Genomic DNA, 18,199 nt, shown 5'->3' on the forward strand with positions numbered 1-18,199 from the left:
CATTTTTTATTATTGTTATAGCGTTTTTAGCATATCTAACGCGGGTTTGTAATCAGGCTTTGCTTCAAGCACATGCTCTAACGTGGTTTTTGCCGCCTGATTTTTACCTAGCTTATGCTGAGTTTTAGCAATTTGCATATCAAACATAGGGTTATTTATGGCTTCTTGGGCAATTAACATTAAGGTTAATGCTTGCTCAAACTCTCTTGGCTGCTCAGCCACTTTTAAGAAATAGAAACCATACATGCCTACTAACGGAATATGATATTGATCTTGCTGAGTAGTCAGGGTTTGTTCAGCGGTTTTATCGCCTGCTAACAGTTGCGCAATAACGGCCATGGTTTTATCGTCTAGGTACTGCTCGGTAGCTACTGGCGTTAAGCCTAGCGATTTTACTAGCGCTACTGCTACACCCGTTGTTGACGATGGGTTTTGCCCTGTTACTAAGCGACCATCAACGGCAACATGACTTAACATAATATTGCTTGACTGAAATTTACCGCCACGCTCTTTTAGTTTATCTTCAAGCATAAACTCAAATTGCTTTAACCACTTTTTACCAAATAAAACTTCTTCTTTATTGGTAAAACCATTAACCGCTTTACCTGCGATTAAGTAGCTGCCATCAGCAAGCTTTACATCAACTAAAGCCGCAGGACCATGACATACCGCCGCTACGCTGCCTTGTTGCTGATAAATATCTGCAATAACCGCTTGTAAGGCTTTATCTTTAGGTAAATCAAACATAGCGCCCTTTCCGCCAACAATGAAAATACCATCATAAGAAGCAGCATCAAGGCTTGCCGTAGGTAAGGTATTTTCAAGCTTTGCCATTATGGCTTTATCTGCCAGTACAGGCACATTAAACGGCTTAGTTTTATCATACTCATCCGCTTGCACCTTGCCACCTCGTGGGCTTGCTACATCAACAGTTATGCCATTAGCTTTAAAAACGCTATAGGCTTTGGCAAACTCATCAAACTCATAGCCAGGTCTTTCATTACCTTTGCCATAACTTGTGACCACCATAAGCACTTGTTTATCTGCTGAGCTTTGTTTATCTGCAGAGCCTTGTGTATCTGTTGAGCCCTCTTTTCCTACTGCGTGAACTTGTGTTGACATAACAATCACAGCGCACACTGAAACAAACTTAGTTACTCTCTTTATTAAACGAATCATATGTTGTCCTCCTAACTGGTGTTGCCATCATGACAAACACCGTGTGAAACAGATGTGAAATGTAAAAATTATTTCTCGGCTTGCTATTAATTCTCAGCCATTAACTCACGCACAGAGCTTTGCAGGCTGTGTCTGCTAGCGAAAACGCCCAAGCCCGTAATGCTAGTTAAAATAATAACTAAGGTGGCGATTAACCAAGTAAAGTCTGGCTGATAGGTAAGTGAGAACTGAGATTGGTATATCAATAAGCCCGCAATGTAAGTACCGGCAATTGCGCCAACAGCCGTAATGCTGGCCGTTACCAACCACTCAATCACATTAAGCTTTAAGCAAGTTGCGCGAGAAAAGCCAAAACTCATAATTACGCTGTTTTTCTTTTTCTCTTTACTTTGCAGAGCATTGATAGACGCTAAAATCACCACGGTGGATAACAAAATGATCAGCAAAGAAAAGCCGCTGATCACTTTGCTGATCATCGCTAGGGTGCGATCAAATAAGCTGGTTAATTCCTTCAATGACACCATGCGTAAACTTGGGAACTTTTGCCAAAGCGGCGTCAGCAACGACCACTGTTCATCAGCTAATTCAATGCTTGCCATAGTGTAGTGAGGCGCCTGAATATGCGCTAATGCACTGGATGGCATTTGTACCCAAAAGGTAATTGAGCCTGCGCCAGGTTTGAATTCATGGCTGGCAGCAACAGTAAACTGATAGCTTTGCTTATTGATATAGAAACTTAAAATATCTCCCAGCTCCAAGCCAAGATCTGTCATGACTTCTTGCTCAATAGAGACTTGCTGCCAGTTGCTATCACCTGCTTGCCACCATTTTCCAGAGACTAAAGCATTATTGCTCGGCATCAGCTCTGTCCAATGCAGGCGAATGGCATCACTAAAGGTTGCTAAACTATCACTGGGTTTATCACTATATTCTGATAAATCTGTACCATTAATTTTCAGCAACTTGGCATACATATACGGTTTGCTTTGACGTATGTTCACGTCTTTTTCTTCAGCCCATGTCGTTACATAATCCATTTGAGCTTGCGTTGCTTGTGAAATAAATAAATTACCATCATGCTGACGTTGATAAGCCGTCATGGTATTACCTAAATCTTTTAATAGCATCAGGGTAAACAGCAATAAAAAAGCACATAAACCAACCCCTAAAATTTGCGTACTTTTACTGACTAACCTTTGTTTCATCATAAAAAGGGCAAACGGCACTAAACCCGACACCTGTTGGGTGATTTTTTCACCTAAGGTTAAGCTGCTCCAACTGATAAAAATCATCAATAGCACGGTAATAGTGACGGCAGTTAGTAACATAAAGGTCAGTAAAGCATTATCTGAATAACTAAAGGCAACAATAAACAGCACCACAACACTGGCTAGCTTGCCTAGCCAATGGTTTAGCTTGTTACTTTGACCAATAAACTGACTTGCAATAGAGGTATTTAAGAGTGCCAACCAAACAGGGGCATGAAATACCGCAAAAATAACTAATACTGAGCCTATCGGCTTGAAGGTTTGCACAAGGTCTAATTGCCAACTCAGTTGTGAGAAAGTCTCTTTTAAAAACTCAATCACAAAGAAATGACAAATAGACGCTAATATCAATACCACAGGAATCAAGGTGGCCACTGAAAACAGCCATTTAACTATTGATATTTGTAAGCCGGTAATTTTATCAGCCCCTAAGCTCATACAAACGGCACTAAAGAACTGCTCTTTTTTCATATGCACTTGACCGATTTGCTCAATAGCAATTGCAGCCATAAAAAATAAAATAATTGACGCCAAGCCGAGAAAATTCTCAGTTCGTTGCCAAAACAGTGCTAATGGGTGTTGACCTTGCTTATGCAGTAGTTGAGCCGCTGGCAGCTCTGCTTTTTGCCAATCAATCAGCTGAGTTATTTGTTTATCACTAGCTGCCAATAAATAACGATATTTGATTAAATCACTAGCAAAATTAAGCGCCTGCATATCTTCACTATTAATCATGGCGCGCATGGCAACGCTATGCCCTTCCATTAACCTATCAGGTTCATGTTGCAATATGCGACTGACGACAAAAGGCTTATTGGCGATTAGCAGTGATTGGCCTAGTGTTAATTCAAGACTTGCCATTAACCTTGCGTCTAGCCAAACTTCACCTGTTACTGGGCCATTTGCACTGACTTGGCCGTCGTCGCCTTTCGTTGTAGAAGTAAGTAATTCTCCTTGCAACGGATAAGCATTATCAACAGCCTTTAATTGAGCTTTTTGCCATTTTTTTTGATGCGTTAATACCGTTGATATTTGCTGAGTTACCGAAATCTTCTTGCTTAGCTTGGCTAATGAAGCGTATTGCTGCTCAGACATGGCCTGCTGCTGACTAATAACCGCATCAGCGCCCAGTAAGCCTTGCAAGTTTTGTTGTAAATATTGCTGAATACTATGACTAGATAAGCTCAAGGTAACGATAAACAGTAATAAAATACCTTGAATCCAGCGCAGTAACCTTTGATGAGTATAATGATATTCTTGAGTAAAAAAGTGCCAGGCTAATTTAACTCGGCCAAGAAGACTGCCTTGATTTACTGCTATCATGACGCCTCCTTAACATTAATTGTTTTATTGTCCGTTAACTGATTATTAGCAAGCGACAATACCTGCTGCGCTCTACTTGCCAAGGCACTACTGTGAGTTACCATAACAAGCCCTGCGTTATTTTCCTTACAGCAAGCAATCAGAATATCGGCAACATCATCAGCACTTTTTTGATCTAAGTTACCGGTTGGCTCATCAGCAAAAATAAATTTAGGCTCAAAAATTAATGCGCGTGCTATAGCAACACGTTGCTGCTCACCACCACTTAATTGATTAGGGGTATGATCTTGTCTATGACTTAAACCCACCTTCTCTAACCACACTTTTGCTTTTTCAATGGCATGACGATCACCACGCAGCTTTAGCGGTAAAGCGACATTATTTAACGCGGTTAATTCTTGCAGTAAATGAAATTGCTGAAAAATAAAGCCTATCTCTTCCCTGGCCTGTTCTAGGGGCATTATTTTATCGCAATCAACATAATGCCCTTGCCCCGAAGCAGGCTGCTCTAGCCCTGATGCCACCATAAGCAAGCTTGATTTACCAGCACCCGAAGGCCCAGTAATGGCGTAAGATTGCCCTTGATGAAAGGTTAAATATAATCCCTCAAATAACGTCACTTGGGCTTCATTCATTTCAAAGGATTGACTGATATTCTTTAGTTCAATGTAACTAGACATAAGCATTACTCTTAATTGATGACTCACCCATAAAGTAAATGCCCACTTGTGAAATGGATGTGAAATTTACCATCACTTAACTAACCACTTTCTAGACTTACTCGCATCATTGCTACTTCACAAACATTTCACATTTGTCAGGTTAGGCTATGGCTCAATTGCTATTGCCAACTAAATTACACGAGAACAAGCCCATGAAAACTGACAAAAATCACACCTCATTCAAGCCACTACTTAGCTTTATGATTATCGCGGCAAGCATATTAGTTAGCCCTGTTATTTTCAGCACAGCGCAAGCAACCGATGTGACAATCGCCGTTCAGTCACCAACAGCTCTTAAACAAAAAGTAACGCAAGCTATTGAAAAGTTTGAGCAGACTAAGAAAAACCACTGGTCTTTCGAGGTTGCCAGATATGAGAATGAAGAAGGCGATGTTACCAGCAGTATTGAACGCTACCAGCCATCAGAAACCGCAGCAACGCCTTGGCAATTACTGCGCATCAACAAAGAAAAGCCAACTAAAGCGCAGATAGAAGCATTTATAGCAAACAAAGTTGAGCAACAAAAAGACAAAAGTGCCGGAAACAGTTATAGCGTAGCATTAAGAGAAATTATTCAGCTTGATACGCTAACCTTTACAAAAGAGGATGAAGCGCATATTGAAATGAGCTTTGATGTATTGCTTTCCCAACTTGGCGATGTTGCCAGTAGCAAACTACAAGGTAGCTTACAGTACAACAAAGCGCTTAAATTTATCGAAACACTAACTATTACCAATAACGCAGCATTTTCCCCCATATTTACTGCCAATATTGATGACTTTAAACTGAGCTTTACCTTCACCCAAATTAACCAGCAGGTGTTACCTTATCGACAAGATATGGCAATGAAAGGCACTTTTGCCTTTTTCACTGAAATAGATGAAGTATCACACGATACCTTCTCAAATTATCAATACCTGCCTAACACTGATTAATAGTTCATTATTTATAAACAACCTTATAAAGTTCTCTTAATAAAATAAAATTAAATTACTAGCAACTTAAAGGTATGATAATCATATCTTTTCTGCTACTTTAACTGCATAGTCGTAGACGGACATTACTGTGAGGTCTACATAATACTGTTATGCAACTCGAGGTAATTATGAGTACTCCAAATATATTTTCATTTGCAACAAGTGAATTATCACAAGATGCATTCATATGCTGGTTCTTATCTTGGGCTAAATGTGAATATTCTACGGAAGATCTAAGTCTTCATAATTGTGCAAGAGAATTCATATCGAAAATTTTTGAGAAACACTCAAAAGTAATCCCTAGCGAAATAACGGATATAAAAATTACAAAGCAAGATAAACATATAGATGTTTTATGTGTGATTAATAATGAATACCCAATCATTATTGAAGATAAGACAGGTACAAAACATCATTCAGGGCAACTAAAACGTTACCTAAATGAAATTGAGAATAGAGATTATGAGATTAATAATATATTACCAATCTACTATAAAACTGAAGAGCAAAGCTGTTACTCCAAGGTACTAAAAAATGGTTATGCGCTGTTTCTCCGAAATGAAATGATATCTGTTTTATCCATGTATGACGGAGAAAATCAAATTCTAATAGATTACCGAAACCACCTCTCACAAATTTCAAGCAAAGTAGATAGCTATATTCATCTACCAATTTCTGATTGGGGTTGGCATAGTTGGGTTGGCTTTTACTCTCGTTTAAAAGATGAGTTAAAAGCAGGTGATTGGGATTATGTGGCAAATCCTAGTGGAGGTTTTCTCGGGTTTTGGTGGCACTGGCACGGAGATAGTAAGTGTGAACAATATTTGCAGTTAGAAGAAGATAAGCTTTGTTTCAAAATTTGGGTTGGTGAAGGCGAAGATAAACGAGAACTTCGTTCTCGCTGGCATAGTTTATTAAAAAATAATTCAACTAGCTTTTCAGAGCTGACGATTAAAAAGCCCGCAAGGTTTGGTAGTGGGACATATATGACTGTTTGCGTAAATAGTGATGATTATAGAATTACGGATGCAGACAATAAAATTGACTTCCAAAAAACGGTTAACTTATTAAAGTCAGCAGAGTCTTTGCTATCATCGGTGCAGTCCGTTGATTAACAAGTCACTCAAAAGCATAACCGTTGGCTTTTGTTCATACCTCACATATTTTAACCAACTATAAATAGCCTTTTAATGGGCGGAGGTTACTTCATTGGATACGAGAACAATCATATGCATTATTTGCACAATTTTATCAAGCTATGGTTTGGCTGGTACTTTGATCATCCTTTTTAGCTCTATTGTGACATTTGGTGATGAAACTAGGTTTAAATTAACTGATGTAACTATATTTTTACTCCCCTTAGTTAGCGTAGCTGCTTGGTACTTTTATTTTAAAATATCTGGTTATTGGATTAATTATGATATCGTTTCTAAAAAATTAAAGGTTAGAGGGCTATGTCTTGGCTCTTTGGCCGTTATTCTATCTATGGGATCTGGTTTAGTGTTTTGCTTCCCAAGTATTCTTTTAATGATTTATATATACTTTACTGCACCTGAGTCTAAAAAAGCCGCTCCTCTGTAACCGAACAAGAACTTATATCTGAACTTTCATTCTATCATTGAAAACTGGTAACTATCAGAGCTAACAAAAGTGAAGCTACTAATCAGCAGCTTCACTCAACTTGTATCTACACGCTATTTATTCCTGACGAAGTGCCAGCGCTAATAAGCATAGACATCACAAGCTACTTACCATATTTAGCTAACCAGTCATTTAACGCATAAGCCTGAGCACCACCAAATGATAATGAAATAAGGTTAGCGGCAACCAACTGCTCACCAGAAAAATCTTGTACTGGATGAGTTAGCTGAGGTGCAGCAATAGCATCGGCAATGACTTCACACTCATAGCCCTTATAAGTTGCCGTGCGACAAATGGTTTGTACACAAGCTTGCGCCATAGCGCCAACAACAACTAGCTTTTCAATACCCAATTCAACTAAAGTTTGCTCTAAGTCAGTATCGGTAAAACTATCAATAGCGTGTTTAACAATAACAGGCTCGTCATCTAATGGCGCGACACGTGTTTCAATTTCAATACCGTGAGTGTTTTCATTAAAGAATGGTGCAGCACTGTCTTTAAAAATATGTTGAATGTGAATCACAGGTAAATCATGGGCTCTAAAATGAGTTAATAATATTCTTGCTTGCTCAGTGGCGGCATCAATACCTTGCAACTCAAACTTACCGCCCGAATAATAGTCATTTTGCAAATCAACTAATACCAAAGCGGTGCGCTCAGCTTTTTCTAATGGCTGTTCAAGCTGGGTTAACACGCTAAAATCATCTTCTTGTAAGTACCACTGACCATCGTCAGCTAAGCTCCAAAGCTCTTTACTGATAAAGCCACTGGCAATATTCATGCTCCAGTTTGCAGATAATACCGCTTGCTTTTCATTTAACACCTTAATTTGAACATTGCGATACACCAGCTCTGCAGGGGCACTTTTCGCAAACTCAGTCCAGAAACTACTTATTTGTTCAATACCTTGAAAGCGTCCGAAGGGGGACACAGACATACTCGCCTTGGCCTGATAGCGAGCCAAACAGGCAGCAAAATTGCCGCTATTAAAATCTGCTATCCACTGTTGGCTTGCTTGCATAACGGCTTGTCTAATTGATTGATTCATTTTTTTGTCTCCTTGTTTATTGACGATGGCTAGTATATTGTCATTACAACAAGAGATAATTAGGCAAAAATTGAAATAAATGTTCATTAAAAATAAACAAAAGGGTTTAGCCTACCAAATGCTGGTCTTTGATGAGGTGCTCAAGCAAGGTAGTTTCACCGCTGCCGCCGAGTCTTTAGGTCATACTAAATCATCGGTAAGCCAATATATTAATCAGCTGGAATCTGGCCTTGGGGTTAAATTACTTAACAGAAGCACCCGCCAGCTTAATTTAACCGCAGCAGGACAACAGTTTGCCAAACGGAGTCAACAACTTACCGAACTACTAACGCTTTCAATGGAAGAATTAAGTGATTTTGAGTCCAGCCCATCAGGCAGATTGGCAATAACAGCTCCGCACGGCTTTGACGCCCCTTTGGTCACGCCGATAATGGCTCAGCTCTGTCAGCAATACCCGAAATTACTGCCTGAGCTAAGCTATACAGATGTTAGGTTAGACTTACTACAACACAAGTTAGATATGGCAATTTCTGTCGGTGAGCAGCAAGACAGCGCGTATCATGCCATTTTAATCGGAACACTGGATAGCGTATTAGTTGCCTCCCCTAAATATATTGCCACTGTCGATAGCATTAACGAAGACAACTTTGCCAAGCAAAGCCTGATCATCTTGCCATGGCAAAATAAAAAGCAACTGACTAATGGCCAAGGAAAACAGCTAAATTTTCAGTCTAACCGCCAGCTAAAAATGAATACTTCCACCAGTGCCATTAACAGCGTTAAATGTGGTATGGGTATCGCGCTGGTACCTACAATTTTTGTACAAGATGAACTAAATAAGGGCATTTTGCTGCCTGTGCTAGAGAGCTTTACTGGAGAAAAACGTGACGTTTATGCCCTACACTCATACCAACAACAACTGCCCTTGGTGCTGCGTTTATTTGTCAATAAATTAAAGGATGCTTTTGCGCAACTTGCCCGTTGTTAAACTAACCTTATTTAACCTCAGCTTCACATTAGCCATTAGCCAGAAGCACAGAGCTTAACAAGAAAAGGGGCAATAACCTTGATGTTATTGCCCCTTTATCCGAATCACTTTATCTTAACTTTTATCTTAAATCTTAACTACTATCAGTATCAGCTAATCGTTAGCTATCAGCCCTTTTAAGCCGTTAAGGGCAAAGCTTGGTAATGCAAACGCCGCTGTGTGTAAATTGGCATTGTAATAATCAAAGCTTAAGCCGCTTTCGCTAACACGCTCAGGGTTAAAATCACGACACGGATGATACTGCTTTGAGGCAAAAGTAAAGCTCCATAAGCCACCTGGGTAGGTTAAGTTACTAAAGCTGTATAAATAACTGTTAGGAAATACCGAGTTTAATACCTTTAGTAACGATTGCTGAATATCCATGGCATACCATGACGACTCACCTTGCGAAACAACAATACCATCATCCGCTAAGCAGTTATAAACGTCTTGATAAAAGGCTTCACCAAAAAGCGGTTGCGCTGGCCCTATTGGGTCGGTACTGTCCACAATAATCACATCAAACTTTTCCGTGGTTTCGTTAACAAACTTCACGCCATCGCCGATAATTAAATTCATTTTCGGGTGTTCTAGGTCTTTTGATGTTTGCGGGATATGCTCTTTACAGGCGTCAACCACCATGGCATCAATTTCCACCATAGTACATTTTTCAACACTGGCATGACGTAATACCTCACGAGCCGTGCCACCGTCGCCACCGCCTATCACCAAAACATTTTTCGGGTTCGGATGAACAAATAACGGCACATGAGCAATCATATCGTGATAAGCAAATTCATCACGCTCTGTTACCATGATCAAACCATCATTAAGCAACATTTTGCCATGGCCTTTGGTTTCTACCACATCAACTGATTGAAACTCACTTTTACCAGAGAACAACACTTTTTCTACTTTAATTCTAAGGCCTAAAAAGTCTGAAAATTTTTCTTCTATCCAAAGATCAGAGTGCATGGTTTTCTCCGTTAATATCAATAATTTTTGCTTGGCTATAGCTAGTTTGTGGCTTAATAAAATTAGCAAAGGCGACTTGGTAACCGTTAGTTAGCTCACTTTGCACCAATGACTGGCTGACATAGTCACTTGGGATATGCTTTAAGGTTAGCCCATGAAAATCAGCTTCATTAAAGGTTAAAATATCAAATGATGCCGGTGATAAAATCGCTAAAATTTTCGGTGCCATCGCCAGTAAATTAAGGTTCGATTCAAAACTCACATAACTACTACTTTCTTGTGGTGTCACATGAATGGTTAAATAATCATTATCTTTAATGGCGTTAAGCGAGTAGCCAAAGGGCTGAAAAACGAAATCATCAATGATAAAACCATCTAATAATTCATCAATCGCTAAAAATGAGCGAATCTCTTGAGCAGATAAATTGGGCGTAGTTAAAGCAATAGATGCTTGTGAGCTAATTTGATAGGCCAACAGCTCATACGTTTTATCTGTACTACTCGCGGTAAAGTCATTATCTTGATGAAAAACATAAGTATGATGGCTATCTAGCTCACCAAAACGTAACGCTTTACCCTCAACATATTGGCTTAATAACTTAATATCATCACCAAAGCAGCTAAGCTGCTCATGAGAAAAATATTCGTTTTTACGTTGATAAATAACCTGCTTAATTTTTGCTTGACCAATTTGCGCAATAAAATATTCTACTGAGTTAACTAACTTAGTTACCCCGCAGGTTAAAATTACAATACGATCAGCCCAAACAAATAAGCTTGATTCAGATAATAAAAAGGCTTTGCAAGTTTGATTACTGATAGTTGAAAGAATTTTTGCGTGGCATTGTTCAACCAGTGTTGCCCAAAAACTATCGTCAATATCTTTGAGCAAGGACATCTGCTCACTATCAATAATAATCTCCGCCTTTTTTTCAGAGCCTTCAAAGTACACCTTAGGCACCCCATAAAAAACAAAAGTAGACAATTTTACAAATTTTTTTATTTTTTGGGAATAAAAATTGCTATTACCTAAGATTTAATTACTGATATTATGCCGCCAATTTAAACTTGACTAAGGTTGTGAGATGTTGAGCAAGGTTAAAAAAGTAAATATCTCTCTTGAAGCTGCCGCCATTCCCTATGAGTGCAGCAAAACAACAAATGACATTCATGCAAATGCAGTTCACCTAATCGGCTTTGGTTTTGATGGCACAGCATGCTTTCGCAAAGGCACTAAAGCTGGGCCTGAGGCACTGCGCGCCGTATCAGACGGTATTGAGTCTTATTCGCCTTATCTAGACTTGGATTTAGAAGATGTCAGCTTTTATGATTTAGGCAATTTATCAACTCAGGTAGATGAACAAGGCAGTGAACACGCCACCATTGCAGCGCAATGGCAAACGGCGACCGATGACTTTTTCCAGCTGTTTTCAGATGCCGAGATAAAAAATAATCATATTAAAGTGCTGACCTTAGGCGGTGAGCATTCAATTTCTTATGCGCCGCTAAAAACCTATTTAGCACAATACCCAGACTTAGTGGTTATTCACCTAGACGCCCATGCAGATTTACGTGATGGTTACTTAGGGTTTCATTACTCGCATGCTGCCATTATGCGCCGCGCTTTAGATCACTTTGGTGAACAGCACCAGTTAATTCAATACGGTATTCGCTCAGGTACTAAAGAAGAATACCAGTGGATGTCACAACACAATACGCTAAAACAAAGCCGACAAGCCTTTTTAGCAAGTGTGGAGAAAATCGCTAACACTCGGCCTATTTATCTCACTTTTGACTTAGATTACTTTGATCCTAGCTTTTTCCCCGGCACTGGCACACCTGAGCCAGGCGGTGAAGATTTTCATTCCTTTGTTAGCTTGTGCAAAATACTGCGCAAGAAAAACTTTGTTGGCTGTGATGTCGTTGAACTGTCACCTGAAATTGATAGCACAGGCAATAGCGATGTTTTTGCCGCCAAAGTTGTACGTGAACTTATTCTTTGCTTAAACGAAAACCACCAGTGAGAGCCTTCTTATGAGCAAACCAACAAATCAAAAAAAAGCCTGGAGCATAGCTGACGCAGAACAGCTTTACCGGGTAAAACGCTGGAGTAACGGCTATTTCGATATTGGCGAGTGTGGCAACTTAATGGTTGTTCCTCGCTACAACGAAGCGAATTTGAAAATTAATATGCGTGAAGTGATTGATGAAATGCAGGCGAAAAACATTGCCTTTCCTGCAGTAATACGCTTTCACGATATTTTACGCTCGCAAGTAGAGCTAATAAATAAAACCTTTCGTAGTGTCATTGAAGACAGTGATTATGAAGGCAAGTACTTTGGTGTATTCCCGGTAAAAGTTAACCAAATGCGCGAGGTTATTGAAGAAATCGTTGATGTCGGTAATCGCTTTAACTATGGCCTAGAAGCGGGTTCAAAACCTGAATTAGCCGCCGCTTTAGCATACAACACCAACAATGATTCACTAACCATTTTAAATGGCTACAAAGATGAAGAGTACCTGCGCTTAGCCTTACTGGGCAGAAAAATTGGCCGTAAAGTAGTTATCGTGATTGAAAAGTTTAGCGAACTTAACATGCTAGTAAAGCTCGCTAAATCTATGGATGTTAGACCAATTATCGGCCTGCGCATTAAAATGATGGTCAAAGGTCGTGGTAAGTGGGAAAGCTCAAGCGGCGAGCGCGCTAAATTTGGTTTAAGTATAGGTGAAATATTAACCGCGATTAGCTTATGCGAGCAGGAAAATCTACTTGATTGCGTACAGTTACTGCATTTTCATATTGGTAGCCAATTAACCGATATTCGCGCCATTAAAGAAGCGGTGCAAGAAGCAGCCACGGTATACACGCAATTAATCAAGCGCGGCGTGCCGATTCAATATGTTGACGTTGGCGGTGGCCTAGCTGTCGATTACGATGGCTCACAGTCCACTAATGATTCTTCCTGTAACTACGACTTAAGCCAATACGTTGCTGATATTGTCACCGGCTTTAAACAAAACTGTGATTTGCAATCGGTACCACATCCGCATTTAGTTAGCGAAAGTGGCAGGGCAATTACCGCGCATCACTCTTGTGTAGTTACTAAAGTTATTGGTGAAATTAACCCGGGCGGGACGCAATTTCCAACCAAAAAGGTCACGGGCGAGCACATTATTGTTACCAATATGCGTGATATCTACCAAGGACTAAATGATGATAATTATCAAGAAGCGTACAACCATATTGTTCCTTTAAAAGAGCAAGCAATACAGGCATTTAAGCTTGGGGTATTATCCCTTGAAGAGGTCGCAAAAACAGAAACCCTTTACTGGAGTACTCTTAATGCTATTGAGAGCATTACTGAGCACCTCAACTTTATTCCTGAAGAGCTAAAAGAAATTCCTGAATTGCTATCCTCTCAGTATTTAGCCAACTTTTCTGTGTTTCAATCTGCGGCAGATTCATGGGCAATTGAGCAAGTGCTACCGGTTGTGCCTATTTCAAGGTTGAATGAAAAGCCAAGTAAACTCTGTAGTTTAGTGGATATTACCTGTGATAGTGATGGCAAAATTGATAAGTTTATCGGTGATGAAACCGTTGCTAATAATGTGCCTTTGCATAAGTTAAATAAAGATGAAGATTATTTTATCGGCTTATTTTTAACGGGTGCTTATCAGGATGTGATGGGCGACATGCATAACTTATTTGGCCGCTTAAATGAGGTACATATTGTGAGTTATGATGATGATCCAAAAGATTTTTACATTGAGGAAGTAGTAAAAGGCTCCTCGATGGAAAATGTCTTATCAACTATGCAATATACGCCAGAAATTATGGCGCAATCAGTAAAACGAGCCATTGATAGAAAAATTCAACAAGGGCAAATAAAGCCGCGTGAAGGCGTGGATTTAATCGACTTTTATGAAGATTGTTTGCGTGGTTACACTTATCTTAAGTAGCTTGCTCAATGCATAGAAAATTCAGGTAACTAAAATGAAAAATGGGAAATAACAACACGGTTATTTCCCATTTTTTATCTCATCACTTATTCAGTTAACTATTTACTACTTTATTGAATTAACTATAAAATTAAGCACTTTATCCCCTGAGGATGCATAGCTAATATCAAACAAAGGTATGGGCTTTTCTAACATACCGCGCTCGACCATTTCAGAAACAACATCAAAATCAAGTAAGCCGGTTTTACCCACTAATAAGTTATCTAGCGGCTGCTCTTTCACTACCTTTAAGATATCTCTAAGCCCCGTTAAATATAAATAATCTTTGGTAAAGCCACCACCTCGATACACTCGCGTTGTTAAGGTAAAAGCAACCTCTTTTGCCAATGAAAAATCATTCATCAAGGCATGATAAGTTTTAACAAAGTCGCCATGCTCTAACATGTACTGAACAGCAATCACCCTAAGCGCTAAACTTTTTAATCTTTGTATTGTTAAACTACCAGAGCAATATTCACTGTATATGGCAATACCTTCTTGAGTATGAGTATTCCCTGTTAAACCTAAACTAAATACTTTTAACGGATGCTTTTTAGCATTAATACTGGTCAGCATATGAATGCCTAACTCATGATAAGCAAATGCGTGTAACTCTTTTTTGCTAAACTGCGCATCCTTATTGATTAATAATAAGGCTTTTTCATTATTGACCATGGCTTTGGCAACAATCTTTGCTGACTTTTCTACCTTACACTTAAGCCCCCAAGCTTTTGCCTGGTCGGCGAAATAATCAACCGCCTCATCGGCATTAAAATAAAGCTGATCATCTTCCTCTTGCTCATCATTGATATGCAGTAAAAATTGAGCATTGGCTATGTCAGTATGATTTGGCTCACCATAGTATTTCAGCGAGTTATAAACAAAATCATCAGTACCAATAGATGCCAACAAATCAATTTTACTGGCTAAATTATCAATAACATGACGGTAAAGTTGCTGAATCCCGGCATCAGCGACATCATCTACCGGCAACTTATATAAATGCTCACGAAATTTATAAGGGTTTATATTCAGTTGCTTGTAGTTAAAGTTTGGCGAGATATAACTATTTTTCTTTAAAAAACGATTTTTTTGCGCGAGCAAATTTATCGGATTAATATAATTTAATGTCTCAACACTTTTGCATAGCGAAAATAGCTTTTTATCCAGCGCTAATAATTCAGGGCTAATATTGGACGAGAGCATATCTGCTTTTTGCGTGCTTTTTTTCTTAGTATAACGACGCATAAAAAATGCAGCCGATTCACCAATTGCATTTTTAAAACCAGATTTGAGCTCCTCTAGCACAAGCGGATAAAGCTCACCTGAGTTTTCATCCATAAAGACTTTTTTTACTTCAATTGGCAATACTAAGGTATTGTCAAAATGCGCATTGATATGGGAAATAAAATAACCTCTACCATGAAAAACCTTGTCGGTTTCTGCACTCACATCAAGGTTAGGTAATTCAATTTTATTGAGCTGACGCTCAAAGTGCTTAATGACCTGCCCCCAGCGTTCAACATCAATTTGCTCAGAGCCAATGTTAAATGTGGGCGTATTTTCATCTCGTTGTTTGTAATTATACGAATGAATATCAAAAACAATGGCGTTACCAAATTGCTTTTCAATCACTGAAACTATCGCTTCGAGCACCTTATAAAAAGACTCATGCTTTTGATGACTGATTAAACGCTGTTTTGGTGTTAATGACTTTTGCCAAATTTGTTTTTGATTTGCTCTTTTAAAGTACGTTGATAACGCCTTAGCGCGATTTAAGTCATACTCAAAGCGCGAGTCATTAGCAATTAACTGAATTGGAAAAGAAGACAGGAGCTCGTCTGTATAAGGAGCTTCTTCATGGTACTTTTCTTGTTTAGACAGTAAAAATAATTTACTTAGCTCAGCGCGCAACCTCTGACCATTATGAATTGCCGCGCATATTAACGGCGTGTACTCGTCTATTTTGACAATAAACGAGCCACCATTAACTTCAGCATGAAAGCATTTACGCTTTTTAATCAGCTGAATGCATTCTTCATCAGATAGCGTTAGCATCTTCAATAACCTGTCTAAATTCGGTTTTTCGGTTCATAACAAACTCTTTAGCCTGCACCACACTTTCAACAAAGTCGATCACTTGCGCTTGCAGCTTGACGCGATTTAATTTATTAATCCTAACGATACCACCTGGGCTCATTACATTGACTTCAATTAACTTACCGCCAATAACATCAATACCAGTAAAGTATAAGCCATCTCGAACCAGCTTAGGACCTATGTATTTACATAGCTTTTTCTCTTGTGCGGTTAATTTATGCTTAACCACCTTACCGCCAGCATGAACATTTGAACGAACATCATTTGAGGCCGGTACTCGTTTCATCGCACCAATGGGTTCACCATTTAACATTAAAATACGAACATCACCTTCATGCGCGCCATGAACATAATCTTGTAAAATAACATAGTTACTACGAGGTAATAGCAACCTGAGGTAAACATGTACCTTGTGAAAACATTACAACAATATAGAAATATTGGTTAGCATAAATACATTTGCTATATTAATTATTTACACTTAATTTTTGCTATAAAAGCTTATCAGAGGTAAATATGAGTAAACCTCAAAAAATAATATTTTTCGGATTCTGCCTAGGCATCATAATGTGGAGCTTTTCTCAGTTACTCTTTAGCACTAATGAACCCTGGGATTCTCCCTATTATTATGCAGGAATGTTATTATTTCCATATTTATTGTATATGTACGATAAGAATTATGTATTAATTGGAATCTTAGGTTTGCTAGCTGGACAACTTTTTTCACTATTATTTAGACAACATATACTAGGTATAGGCTCTAAAGAAATTCTAGAGCCTATATTAGGGATTATGCTATTCTCTGCTTTCCCCGTATTTCTTAGTTATTGCATTATATTTATAATAAATAGCATTTGGTGCAAGATTGTACGGAAATAGAATTTGATACTAATCTAAAATAATGTAATTGCAGCCTGAAGTATATGTTCCTGTGGCAATGCCATTAGTAAGCACAATCCATACTTCACATGTAAATCTATACCTTTTAGAGCTAGGTTCACCTCTACCTCCTTGACCAGTACCATCATCATAGAACGTAGTTCCTGTAAATGTACTAAATCTTTCACCTAATTTTTCAGCTTCATTCATAAAGCTTGCTATGGCAATTGCTCTAGCATTCTCTTGGCAGGCTACTTGTTCACTAGGATTTGGTGTCGCGGCACAAAATGCATCCCATGCAGCTTGAGACCACTTTACAGCAGTATGATACACAATAGTCAAATCAACCAACAATAAATACTCTAAAGTCTTTTCTGGGTTTCTTGATTTAAAGTACCTTACTTGATTCATCATATTTAATTTAAATGCGTCGTCACAAGCTCTTTTGTCTACCCCCGAATCATAACAAAAATCATGAGCCTTACAAGCCCCCGGAAATACCTCTGGGGATGAAGAGCACCAGTCTGAAGGGTAAGAATCAGCTGCCTGAAATATATCAAAATTCTGCCCTTGTTTTATTTCTTCTTGCAAAAGGTTTAAGTTATGGTCATGTGACACTAGAGACTTTTTTTTTATAAATGATGCTTCCTCAATGTACTCTAAAAGTTTTTGCGTAAATATCTTTAAACTTTTCTTTTTGATTTTAGAGAGTTCAAAGTTTTCGCTTATTAAGTAAGCTTTATTTTTGTATGTATCTAAGTAAATCTGTCCATCAGGGAATAGCTGTTTACAAAGTTCAACCTTTACTGAATTACTATTGCATATCGCAATGTTATCCATATCGTAAGAGTTGTTATATCTTTTTAAGTCTTCATGGTAATTAATAGATACCCCTTCTATCAAAAAATCCTCAGGTAATATATTTGCTAGAAGCAGCATAGGTAAGAAGTAGAGTAAAGCAATAATTAGCTTAAATATTTGCATATAAATTATCCTTAATTTAAGTTTATAGTTCCTGACATCCTCAAAAGCCTAGTAATTGAAATATAAAGTGTCAAGCT

15 protein-coding genes are annotated in these 18,199 nt (G+C 38.6%); 6 read left to right on the forward strand and 9 right to left on the reverse strand.

Going from position 1 to position 18,199, the window contains the following annotated elements:
- Positions 1-15: 15 nt before the first annotated feature.
- The 3 genes from EMK97_RS06560 to EMK97_RS06570 form a co-directional block, all read right to left on the reverse strand.
- Positions 16-1,179: a type 1 glutamine amidotransferase domain-containing protein gene (locus EMK97_RS06560; protein ID WP_246028898.1), complete on the reverse strand. Its 1,164-nt coding sequence runs from the start codon at positions 1,177-1,179 to the stop codon at positions 16-18.
- 86 nt (positions 1,180-1,265) lie between these two features.
- Positions 1,266-2,507: an ABC transporter permease gene (locus EMK97_RS19425; protein ID WP_425462190.1), complete on the reverse strand. Its 1,242-nt coding sequence runs from the start codon at positions 2,505-2,507 to the stop codon at positions 1,266-1,268.
- Positions 2,508-3,766: 1,259 nt separating this feature from the next.
- Positions 3,767-4,450, reverse strand: coding sequence for an ABC transporter ATP-binding protein (locus tag EMK97_RS06570; protein WP_130600548.1), 684 nt, complete (start codon positions 4,448-4,450; stop codon positions 3,767-3,769).
- Between the two features lie 149 nt (positions 4,451-4,599).
- On the opposite strand from EMK97_RS06570, the gene EMK97_RS06575 reads away from it, so the two are divergent.
- The 3 genes from EMK97_RS06575 to EMK97_RS06585 all read left to right on the forward strand — a co-directional run bounded on the left by EMK97_RS06575 (position 4,600) and on the right by EMK97_RS06585 (position 7,050).
- The gene (locus EMK97_RS06575; RefSeq protein WP_130600550.1) at positions 4,600-5,427 is read left to right on the forward strand and encodes a hypothetical protein; all 828 of its coding nucleotides are present in this window, start codon (positions 4,600-4,602) and stop codon (positions 5,425-5,427) included.
- Between the two features lie 170 nt (positions 5,428-5,597).
- Positions 5,598-6,584: a PD-(D/E)XK nuclease family protein gene (locus EMK97_RS06580; RefSeq protein ID WP_170176729.1), complete on the forward strand. Its 987-nt coding sequence runs from the start codon at positions 5,598-5,600 to the stop codon at positions 6,582-6,584.
- Positions 6,585-6,678: 94 nt separating this feature from the next.
- Positions 6,679-7,050 carry a hypothetical protein gene (locus tag EMK97_RS06585; RefSeq protein WP_130600554.1) on the forward strand — a complete coding sequence of 124 codons (372 nt, stop codon included), beginning with the start codon at positions 6,679-6,681 and terminating at the stop codon, positions 7,048-7,050.
- A gap of 163 nt (positions 7,051-7,213) precedes the next feature.
- Here the strand turns inward: EMK97_RS06585 and EMK97_RS06590 are convergent, their stop codons facing one another.
- A complete protein-coding gene (locus tag EMK97_RS06590; protein ID WP_130600556.1) occupies positions 7,214-8,158 on the reverse strand; it encodes a cysteine hydrolase family protein in 945 nt (314 codons plus the stop codon).
- A gap of 79 nt (positions 8,159-8,237) precedes the next feature.
- Between EMK97_RS06590 and EMK97_RS06595 the strand changes: the two genes are divergently transcribed.
- Complete coding sequence (locus EMK97_RS06595; protein WP_246028899.1) at positions 8,238-9,146, forward strand: LysR family transcriptional regulator; 909 nt, start codon at positions 8,238-8,240, stop codon at positions 9,144-9,146.
- A gap of 153 nt (positions 9,147-9,299) precedes the next feature.
- On the opposite strand, the gene speE is transcribed toward EMK97_RS06595, so the two are convergent.
- Both speE and EMK97_RS06605 read right to left on the reverse strand, forming a co-directional pair.
- Positions 9,300-10,160: a polyamine aminopropyltransferase gene (gene speE, locus EMK97_RS06600; protein ID WP_130600558.1), complete on the reverse strand. Its 861-nt coding sequence runs from the start codon at positions 10,158-10,160 to the stop codon at positions 9,300-9,302.
- Entirely contained in the window at positions 10,150-11,112 is a 963-nt protein-coding gene (locus EMK97_RS06605; RefSeq protein WP_130600560.1) for an adenosylmethionine decarboxylase, read from the reverse strand. Before EMK97_RS06605 ends, speE begins: the two co-directional genes overlap by 11 nt.
- Positions 11,113-11,245: 133 nt before the next feature.
- Between EMK97_RS06605 and speB the strand changes: the two genes are divergently transcribed.
- Together speB and speA are read left to right on the forward strand one after the other, a co-directional pair.
- Complete coding sequence (speB, locus tag EMK97_RS06610) at positions 11,246-12,184, forward strand: agmatinase (protein WP_130600562.1); 939 nt, start codon at positions 11,246-11,248, stop codon at positions 12,182-12,184.
- 10 nt (positions 12,185-12,194) lie between these two features.
- On the forward strand, positions 12,195-14,120 hold the full coding sequence (gene speA / locus EMK97_RS06615) for a biosynthetic arginine decarboxylase (protein WP_130600564.1): 1,926 nt from the start codon (positions 12,195-12,197) through the stop codon (positions 14,118-14,120).
- A 105-nt stretch (positions 14,121-14,225) separates the two neighbouring features.
- Here speA and EMK97_RS06620 read toward each other — a convergent pair whose 3' ends face one another.
- The 3 genes from EMK97_RS06620 to EMK97_RS06630 all read right to left on the reverse strand — a co-directional run bounded on the left by EMK97_RS06620 (position 14,226) and on the right by EMK97_RS06630 (position 18,122).
- The gene (locus EMK97_RS06620; protein WP_130600566.1) at positions 14,226-16,217 is read right to left on the reverse strand and encodes a flavohemoglobin expression-modulating QEGLA motif protein; all 1,992 of its coding nucleotides are present in this window, start codon (positions 16,215-16,217) and stop codon (positions 14,226-14,228) included.
- Positions 16,201-16,650, reverse strand: a complete 450-nt coding sequence (locus tag EMK97_RS06625) for an ATP-grasp domain-containing protein (RefSeq protein ID WP_484177344.1) — start codon at positions 16,648-16,650, stop codon at positions 16,201-16,203. The genes EMK97_RS06620 and EMK97_RS06625 overlap by 17 nt, the downstream gene beginning before the upstream one ends.
- Positions 16,651-17,147: 497 nt before the next feature.
- A complete protein-coding gene (locus EMK97_RS06630) occupies positions 17,148-18,122 on the reverse strand; it encodes a hypothetical protein (RefSeq protein ID WP_130600568.1) in 975 nt (324 codons plus the stop codon).
- Positions 18,123-18,199 lie beyond the last annotated feature (77 nt).

Origin of the sequence: Litorilituus sediminis (genome assembly GCF_004295665.1) — a bacterium.
In the GTDB taxonomy this organism is placed as follows: Bacteria; Pseudomonadota; Gammaproteobacteria; order Enterobacterales; family Alteromonadaceae; genus Colwellia; species Colwellia sediminis.